This is a genomic window from Phocaeicola faecicola, assembly GCF_013618865.1.
GTDB classification, from domain to species: domain Bacteria; phylum Bacteroidota; class Bacteroidia; order Bacteroidales; family Bacteroidaceae; genus Phocaeicola; species Phocaeicola faecicola.
On the sequence record NZ_JABSOE010000103.1, the window covers coordinates 1 to 8,569 of the forward strand.

Genomic DNA, 8,569 nt, shown 5'->3' on the forward strand with positions numbered 1-8,569 from the left:
TGCTGTGCAATAATGGGGCTTTCGGTTCCGTTTTACAGCGGTGTGCAAACAGCTCTTTTTCAGGAGAAAATTAAGCCTGAATATTTAGGACGTGTATTTTCTTTAACTGGAAGTATCATGTCTCTTGCTATGCCAATTGGGTTAATTCTTTCTGGATTCTTTGCTGATAGAATCGGTGTAAATCATTGGTTTTTACTATCAGGTATTTTAATTATTTGCATTGCAATAGTTTGCCCAATGATAACTGAGATTAGAAAATTAGATGCAAAATAAAGGAGTGTGTTCGTATGATATATAATATTATTCAATCAGTGACAGAAAAATTATCCTCTTTGCCTTTTATAGAAGGCATCGTATTAGGGGGATCCCGTGCAAGAGGTACCCATACAGAGGATTCTGATATAGATATCGGAATTTATTACAATCAAGAATCATTTGACCTGACAGCGATTAACCAAATTGCTACAGAGTTGGATGATGAGAATAGAAACAACCTTGTTGTACCTCCCGGAGCGTGGGGTGATTGAATCAATGGCGGCGGATGGTTAGTTATGAACGGGTATCATGTTGATCTGATTTTACGTGATATAAAACGGGTGGAACAAATAATCAAAGATACGGAGCAAGGAATTGTTACTGCAAATTATCAGACCGGGCATCCCCATGGTTATATAAGTGCTATGTATCGTGGAGAATTGGCTATCAGCAAGATACAATATGCTAAAAATGAAAGCTTATGCGAATTAAAAAATCAGGCGGAAATTTACCCTGGTGCTCTAAAGAAGAGCTTGATAAACTTTTTTTATTTGAAGCAGAGTTCTCTTTAATGTTTGTAAAAGCAAATGCGGGAGCAGAGGATAAATATTATATTGCAGGCCATGTTTTTCGTATTATTTCATGCTTAAATCAAGTGTTATTTGCATGTAATAATGCTTATTGTATCAACGAAAAGAAAGCTATAAAACTGCTTGAAACTTTTGAACATAAACCTGAAAAATATACCGAGAAGGTAAATCATATTTTTGAAGTACTCGGTATCTCACTTTTTGAATGCTACGACATGACCGAGAAGCTTTATAATGAAGTGAATGAAATTGTATCGGAGATAAATAACTTTTTAAACGAGGAGAGTTCAGATGAAAGAAAACAAATATGATGATAATATATTTTTTCAAAAATACAGTCAAATGAGTCGCTCGCAGAAAGGACTGGCTGGTGCGGGAGAATGGGAGACTTTGAAAAAGATGCTACCTGATTTTAAGGGTAAGCGTGTGCTTGATTTAGGATGCGGCTATGGATGGCACTGTATATATGCGATGGAAAACGGTGCTTCCTCTGTAGTAGGTGTTGATATTTCTCATAAAATGCTCGAGGTAGCCAAAGAAAAAACACATTTTCCACAGGTTGAATATAAATGCTGTGCTATAGAAGATGTGGAATTCCCAGAGGAGAGTTTTGATGTAATATTAAGTTCACTTGCGTTTCACTATGTAGCAGATTATGAGATTTTAGTAAAAAAGATATATAGAATACTGAAGTCTGGTGGTAAGCTAGTTTTTACGGTTGAACATCCTGTTTTTACTGCCTATGGAACACAAGACTGGCATTATAACGAAAAAGGAGAAATACTGCATTTTCCGGTGGATAATTATTATTATGAGGGCAAACGGACAGCTGTGTTTTTGGGAGAAAAGGTTACAAAATATCATAGAACACTGACCACATATCTAAATACACTGCTTTCAAATGGTTTTATAATAAATCATATTGTGGAGCCGCAGCCGCCGGAAAACATGATGGATATTCCGGGGATGCAGGATGAAATGCGCCGTCCCATGATGCTGATTGTATCGGCGAACAAAAAAGTGGATAGATAGAACTAAAACACCTATAAGGTATAAATGGAGGTAATTTATGTTTAAAGAAAAAATTATTATAGAGATGAAAGAAGTATTCAAAGAAATTCCTTTTGGCATAGAGCATACTCTTAAAGTTTTGAAAAATGCAGAAGATATAATGAACGGAGAAAATATCGGAGAGGAAGAAAAAGAATTCATCAGTATTATTGCTATACTACATGATATTGGTGCGGTTGAAGCACAAAAAAAATACGGTTCTATTGATGGTGTCTATCAAGAAAAGGAAGGACCAGCAGTAGCGAAAGAAATATTAAAAAAGGTAGGCTATAACAAAAATATTGATAGAATATGCTTTATAATAGGCAACCATCATACTCCATCTAAAATTGATGGACTTGATTTTCAAATACAATGGGAAGCTGATTTGCTTGAAAATTTAACGGTTATGGATAAAGAAAAAGAACAGGAAAAGATAAAAAAGTGTATAGGTGAAAACTTTAAAACAAACACAGGAAAAAGGATAGCTTATAATCGCTTTATTTTAGATTAGTAGTAGATTATTACAGTTATGTATTTTACTCAAGTTTCGGATTTAGGTTTTATGCAGTCTGAGCGATCAGTTGCATGGCCTTGAACCTGCGGTTATCCCGTATAATTTGCTCCATCAATTCGTTCTCGTCAATGGTAAAAATCTCAGCCACGATTGCTATTACATCAATAATGATTGACCAGATCTTTTCCACGACGGTGAGCTCGTGTACGCCTTCATATATATCGGCGAACAATCCTCCAATGGTCTCTTCACCATGCTCTTCAGGCGCTCAAGCTTGGATACGAAATACTCTTCCTTGCGTTTTTCGGTCTGGCAGTCTCTGTCACGCTTGCGGTTGTAGCGCCTCTCGCGCTGCCGGGCCGTAAGACCTTGTTCCTTGCCATCGACCTTCCCTCTCTCGCCGTGAATCGAGAAGTCCACGACAAATTGAGAGCGGCCGTCGCTCCAGCACAGGGCCAGCAGCTTGTAGCCGAGAATGCACCGCTGAAACACGTGCGAGAATATCTTGCCAATACACTCCATCCTCAATCCGGTCTTCGGCAGGTCGGAATCATCCACAATAAGCACTGCCGGAAGATGGCTCTTTTGATAGTCTTTCCTTATGGTCACGGCCTTGATGAGATGACAGGCGATGTGCCAGATGATGTTGCTAGTCTATATTGTCCTTGGCCATAAACGAATAGAGTAGGTCCTTCTTACCCCCGAACAGTTTCGAGATTGACGATCCGGCATAATGAGAAAAACCCGGGACGGCCATAAACGGCAGAATCAATATGATCTGGAAAAGTTGAAGGTTGGTAAGCTGACAGTTCTCACGTTTTTTCCCTCCGAGATCTTTGTCTGAAATCCTCATCCCCTCAAGGAGGGTCATAAACTTGGAAAATGCGGGATTGATTCGTTTTCCCGTGAAAAAGTTGCGGATCTCCGATGGAATTTTTGTAATTTTGCTCATGGCTTTGAGTGATTGTAATTAGTTGTTTGGGCACCTCTAAATTACTAAATTTCCGTGACATACGGAAATCCTCAAAGCCTTTTTTATGCCCAAATCTATCCTCTCAACCTAAATCCGAAACTTGAGTAAATTATAATTATGAGATGCTACGTGCTTTTGTTCAATATACCCTAAACGTCGATTTAAATGCGCCTGTGATAAAGGATTTAGTTGAAAAGTATAAGGATATAGAACAATTTAATAGGAGCATAACAGATAAATACGTTGCAATATGTAAACGCTTTTAATATTTGAATTTAGCCGTTTATGTAGAATGAAGGTGTGCAAACAAACAGACCCTGAAAAGGGTCTCACCCCCGTTAACCGCAATGTCAAAGACTTGCGGATGGCCAGATGACTCCTATACATCCGACCCCAACGGGGTCGAACCATATAATCTGTAGAAAGGTTCGACCTCCGTTGGGGTCGTGGATTGGGAAGGCACTTCGACCCGCACATTGTATCATGTGCGGTTACTTGAAGTTCGACTCCCGTTGGGGTCGATGGCTCGTCGTTATTCTGAATCTTAGCAAATCCTCTCTTTTTTAATGAACTGTGTGCTTGATCACTGAAAATAATCCTTATTTTTGCCACGAGAGTTTTACGAAAGATAAATAGATAAAGTATTGGAAAAGAAACATAACTGTCAGCAGTGCCCACTGAGGCGGCGATACGACCGTTCACCCAAGTCATTGTTGGGTCGTTTTTGGCGATGGCACATCAATTTCTGTCCGGGATGGAAAGCCTATTTCCTGTCGCTGAGCGAAGAGGAACGGCATGTATTGAGAAAGCAATACGCTTTTCATAAGCCTCAAATCCGCAACTAAGTCCTTCATCGTCCTATTTACGTGTACACGTTCTCTCATTACTGAATTATTAGATAAATTGAGGCTGAAATACCCACTTCTGCCTACAATACCCCCTTACCCCACAATGCGACTTGAGACAATACGCAGTATCATACCCATAAGTTGTAGTCGTCATCCAAAATCAGTCTGGAATACATCTGCGTAAGCATTATTACAGGTATAGATATTCAGCACATACCACCTTGATGTTCTGATCCATTTGGCTGGTACAGAGACAAATCTGAAGACAAACGCTTTTATGCGACTTGTTTTATTGGGTCCGAACCTCTTTACGTCAAGTCTTTGGATAATGACCTTGTAGAAGTTACGGATAAGTGCTGTAAGAAGAAGGAACACTGTGTTCTCTGCCATGAAGGATTTGGGCAATCTGGACCATCCGAAACCATTGTTCATGTCATCGAAGATGCGCTCCTTTCCTCCGCGGAGGTTATAGAACTCGACAATCTCTCTTACGGAAGGCTCGTAGTCGTTGGTCAGGATGCAGCGGTATGTGTATTCTCCTTCCCAGAGGTCAAGCTCACCGTCCATCCGTTTCCGCCTTTGAATCACAAGCCGGTATGTCTTGCCTTTCCACTTCTCTACAAGAATGGAATTCAGCTCAAACTCAATGCCGTTGATTTCTCCCCTCTTCCAGCCTCTGAGAGCGAAGAGGTCATTGTAGAGCGAACTACAGCGGTTGGCACGGATATAGAAGGTCTTGCAGTGGGTGGCAACCTCTTCCACGATCTCTTCAGAGCACGAGCCGCAATCAGCTCTGAAACGATTGATAACAAGATTGTTCTGTTCAAACCTTTCGAAGAATCTCTTCAGCGTGTCCTTCTGATGGAAACGGACGTTTGTGTTGCCGTCGCTGTTCTCAATGCCGACAATCAAATCTCCAATAACCGCCACACCTGGTCGATAACCAAGGAACTTCTTGTATGTATGCTTTGCATCATATTTCTCTGTTTCTATGAACTGGTGGTCGAAATCAACATCATACATCTCACCCTCTTTCAGCTGACCAGCTGCACACATACAATTGAGCAGTAAGGTATTGAGGGTGTCAGCCGTATTGAAATCGTAGTTCTTACCCGTATCTGACGTGTATGAAATGTTCTCCTGCGTCAGTTCCTTTATCGCTCTGAGGATAGTGTCAGAGCTGCAGGTACGAAGTGTCGGATGAAGCGAGAGATGGGGCATCAAATGAGTTGTGACATCCTCAATACATGAGCCGCCACAGAAGTAGATGCTCATGAGAGAACGGATGATTTCGCTGTATTGATAACCATACAGCCTGCATCTTAGACCGAGGGTTGTGTCAATTACATATGACAATGTGGAGTCAAATTGCTCCATCATTGCAAATATTCCTCCAAAAGGAGTGAGTTTCTCAGATTTTATTGCTTTCTTTGCCATGTCTGTCGGGTTTGATACATATTTTGATATGCAACACTAAGATAGGTGAAAAATCTGACATGACAAAATCCTGAGCAACTTTTTGTTGCTCAGGTACTTAAAAAGTTATATTTATAATAGTGTTGCGGAATTAAGGTATATAAAAGATGTGTTGGGACTTGCTGACAAAATCAAGAACTTGTCGAAGATATACACCTATGCCCGCAACTTCCTTTATCTCGGTCGTGGGTACAACTACCCCACCGCCCTTGAAGGTGCGTTGAAGCTGAAAGAAATATCCTATATCCATGCGGAGGGTTATCCTGCTGCGGAAATGAAGCATGGACCGATTGCACTTGTAGATAGCGAGATGCCCACGGTGGTCATTGCTCCAACGGACTCGCTGTATGACAAGATAATCAGTAATGTAAGGCAGGTGAAGGCGCGTGGCGGTACGGTTGTCGCCATCATTACCAAGGGCAATGACGCAATGAAGGACATCGCCGACCATTGCCTTGAAGTGCCCGACGTACCCGAATGCCTTACACCTCTCGTTGTTTCCGTCCCATTGCAGTTGCTGGCCTATTACATCGCCATCAACAAGGATAGGAATGTTGACCAGCCAAGAAACCTTGCTAAATCAGTTACCGTAGAATGAATAGAATATTATCACTTATTGTTACCATCCTCTTTGCGTTGTGCATTGAGGCTGGCATCTTTATGCTTATTGCCCACTGGTGGGGCATGACTGCGGCCATTACCGTGATAGCCATTGAATGTGTGTTAGCCTTATGGACAGTTTACGAAATGAGACATGCGAGTGATGAACCAGTTGATGAATAACATTGCAGGCTGTGGTTAGAACGAAAAAGGCTAAAAACAAAAGGACGGGTCGATGATTCGTCCTATTTTTGTGTCTTTTTGGTGGCGAAATGTAGCGATTTAGCAAAATAAACATAAATTCCAGTGATATTCAGCATGAAAATTCGCCCATTTAAGTGAAAATGTGTAATTTTGCAACGCAAAATTGTGCCTAAGCATTTGCATCAAAACAACAATAGTTCAATCGAGGCTGATATGAAAGTAGAGATTAACAAGAAACGTTTAGAATACCTGCTGGCATTATACAAGATGTCGGTGGATGACTTGTTGTCTCTTCTGAACAAAGGCAGGAAACGGATAACAGGAGCCGCAGACATCAGTGGAGATTCTATTGATTTGGGGGTGTTGAAGCGTATAGGTGAGATATTCGACAAAGAAGTCAGTTTCTTTCAAGACTATTCTAAGTTGTCAACCAATGCAAGCAGCAGTATCTTCTTCCGCAAGACCTCATTCGGAACAGAGCTGAACTTGGAGTCGATCCGTACTGTAAACCGATTCGAGAGTCTGAAAAACGCTTTGGATGCATACAACAAACTGTCGCAACTGGATGTGAAGTTTGACATAGAACACTACACCCTACAAGATGACCCTAAGACAGTAGCCGTACGTGCAAGAGATTTTTTTTATCCCGGGGAAACTGTCAATCATAGGCAGTTTCTTGTGAAGATGATAGAAAAAATCGCCGATCATGGCATTTTTGTCTTTGAATACATAGAGACATGGAACAAGAAAGAGAAAACCAACATTGACGGTTTTTACCTTAAGCCCAATGTGATAGTGCTTAAGCATCATAAGCATTACAAGCGAGAAATATTCACTCTGGCGCATGAATTGGGGCATTGTCTATTGGGGATTGAAGAAGTGGAGTCGGTGGACATGATGGACATCTCGGCACAGACTTCATACAGTGATGTCGAAAGATGGTGCAATGATTTTGCATATCAGTTCATTATGGGACAAGAAGCAGAAACACTTGCTAACATAGCATGTGTAGATTCCCGTAACGACTACTGCATTGACCTCTTCAAGGCTATCAGTGCACGGACGCACATTAGCCGTCTTGCCTTATATACAAGGATGTATATCGACAGGAAAATCAGCTATTCGAGCTACAGCAATGTCAAGAGTGAATTGGCAGAGGAATACAGAAGAAGAGAGGAACAGGAAAAGTTGAAAAACTCTGAGAAGAGAGGCGGGCGAACACCAAAGCCCATCATTTCTCCGCTATTCTTGAAAACCATGCAATATGCCTATTTCAATGGAGTGGTCAACGAGACCACTTTCTGTTCGAGACTCAATGTCAAACCAGCAAATTTTGAGAGGGAGTTATGGCGATAGTTGTTGATACATGCTCATTGGTGATGATTGCCAAGAATTATCTTCCCTTGGATAAGGACGGACAGTTGTACTCATTCCTGGAAGAGGCGTTCTCCCGCAAGGATTTGATGCTACTTGATGTGATTCTGGATGAATCAAAACGCACCTCCAAAGGAATTGCAGTTGAAAAGATGCCTTTCCTCAAAGACAAGAAATTGGTCATTCCGACAAAGGATCTATTTCCATGTGCCCCAGAGAGATTCAGCAACATGATAGACAACAATTTCTGTGTAAGACTGAAGAAGCAGGAACTGACTGAAGAAGAATACATAGAGCAAAAGGAAGAATACCTTAAAACAGGTGATGCTAAGATTATCATTTATGCACTGAATGTACGACACTCGGACGCTATCCATCTGGAAGAGATGCAAGTAATGACGGAGGAAACAAGGCAGCAGAATGACGGTAAGTTGTTCAAGAAACTTCCTTTGTTGTGTGAGCAGATAGGGATTGGAACACTAACCGTTTCAGAATATCTGCATAGAAACGGGTTCTTTATTGACAAATAGCATAGATATTAGTATCATCTTATGACAGTAAGCTTCCAAAATTGGCGTATTGACTAGCATGTTTCTTTCCCATACCTTCGTGCTAAACTTAAAACTTGAAAGATTATGTTTAGCGAAAAAGATTTTGAAAGACTGTGGTTCCTCTACAAGAC

At 41.0% G+C, this 8,569-nt stretch carries 11 protein-coding genes and 2 pseudogenes; 10 read left to right on the forward strand and 3 right to left on the reverse strand.

The genetic code is table 11. The features are described from left to right. The 5 genes and pseudogenes from H3001_RS18095 to H3001_RS18110 all read left to right on the forward strand — a co-directional run. Positions 1–273: pseudogene (locus H3001_RS18095) on the forward strand (MFS transporter); the annotation flags it as partial. A 14-nt stretch (positions 274–287) separates the two neighbouring features. Next, complete coding sequence (locus H3001_RS19910; protein ID WP_441296226.1) at positions 288–527, forward strand: nucleotidyltransferase domain-containing protein; 240 nt, start codon at positions 288–290, stop codon at positions 525–527. Positions 528–736: 209 nt separating this feature from the next. Beyond that, positions 737–1,156, forward strand: coding sequence for a hypothetical protein (locus H3001_RS19915; RefSeq protein WP_445323005.1), 420 nt, complete (start codon positions 737–739; stop codon positions 1,154–1,156). Beyond that, positions 1,137–1,877, forward strand: a complete 741-nt coding sequence (locus H3001_RS18105) for a class I SAM-dependent methyltransferase (RefSeq protein ID WP_181215687.1) — start codon at positions 1,137–1,139, stop codon at positions 1,875–1,877. Before H3001_RS19915 ends, H3001_RS18105 begins: the two co-directional genes overlap by 20 nt. Before the next feature lie 37 nt (positions 1,878–1,914). Further along, positions 1,915–2,409: an HD domain-containing protein gene (locus H3001_RS18110; RefSeq protein ID WP_007897426.1), complete on the forward strand. Its 495-nt coding sequence runs from the start codon at positions 1,915–1,917 to the stop codon at positions 2,407–2,409. A 159-nt stretch (positions 2,410–2,568) separates the two neighbouring features. Here H3001_RS18110 and H3001_RS18120 read toward each other — a convergent pair whose 3' ends face one another. Together H3001_RS18120 and H3001_RS18125 are read right to left on the reverse strand one after the other, a co-directional pair. Continuing rightward, positions 2,569–2,970, reverse strand: coding sequence for a hypothetical protein (locus H3001_RS18120; protein WP_165364460.1), 402 nt, complete (start codon positions 2,968–2,970; stop codon positions 2,569–2,571). 91 nt (positions 2,971–3,061) lie between these two features. Then, positions 3,062–3,364, reverse strand: coding sequence for a hypothetical protein (locus H3001_RS18125; RefSeq protein ID WP_007664625.1), 303 nt, complete (start codon positions 3,362–3,364; stop codon positions 3,062–3,064). 665 nt (positions 3,365–4,029) lie between these two features. On the opposite strand from H3001_RS18125, the gene H3001_RS18130 reads away from it, so the two are divergent. After that, positions 4,030–4,230: a hypothetical protein gene (locus H3001_RS18130; RefSeq protein WP_007837439.1), complete on the forward strand. Its 201-nt coding sequence runs from the start codon at positions 4,030–4,032 to the stop codon at positions 4,228–4,230. Positions 4,231–4,383: 153 nt separating this feature from the next. Here H3001_RS18130 and H3001_RS18135 read toward each other — a convergent pair whose 3' ends face one another. Next, positions 4,384–5,670 (reverse strand): IS1380-like element ISBaov1 family transposase, encoded by a 1,287-nt coding sequence (locus H3001_RS18135; RefSeq protein WP_007664617.1) that lies wholly within the window; start codon positions 5,668–5,670, stop codon positions 4,384–4,386. Positions 5,671–5,809: 139 nt separating this feature from the next. On the opposite strand from H3001_RS18135, the pseudogene H3001_RS18140 reads away from it, so the two are divergent. The 4 genes and pseudogenes from H3001_RS18140 to H3001_RS18155 all read left to right on the forward strand — a co-directional run. After that, positions 5,810–6,307 (forward strand): annotated as a pseudogene (locus H3001_RS18140) (SIS domain-containing protein); the annotation flags it as partial. Further along, entirely contained in the window at positions 6,304–6,492 is a 189-nt protein-coding gene (locus tag H3001_RS18145) for a hypothetical protein (protein ID WP_005816226.1), read from the forward strand. The pseudogene H3001_RS18140 and the gene H3001_RS18145, both read left to right, overlap by 4 nt. A 234-nt stretch (positions 6,493–6,726) precedes the next feature. Further along, complete coding sequence (locus H3001_RS18150) at positions 6,727–7,869, forward strand: ImmA/IrrE family metallo-endopeptidase (RefSeq protein ID WP_007897423.1); 1,143 nt, start codon at positions 6,727–6,729, stop codon at positions 7,867–7,869. Beyond that, complete coding sequence (locus tag H3001_RS18155) at positions 7,860–8,417, forward strand: DUF4411 family protein (RefSeq protein ID WP_005816230.1); 558 nt, start codon at positions 7,860–7,862, stop codon at positions 8,415–8,417. The genes H3001_RS18150 and H3001_RS18155 overlap by 10 nt, the downstream gene beginning before the upstream one ends. The last annotated feature ends 152 nt before the right edge of the window (positions 8,418–8,569 follow it).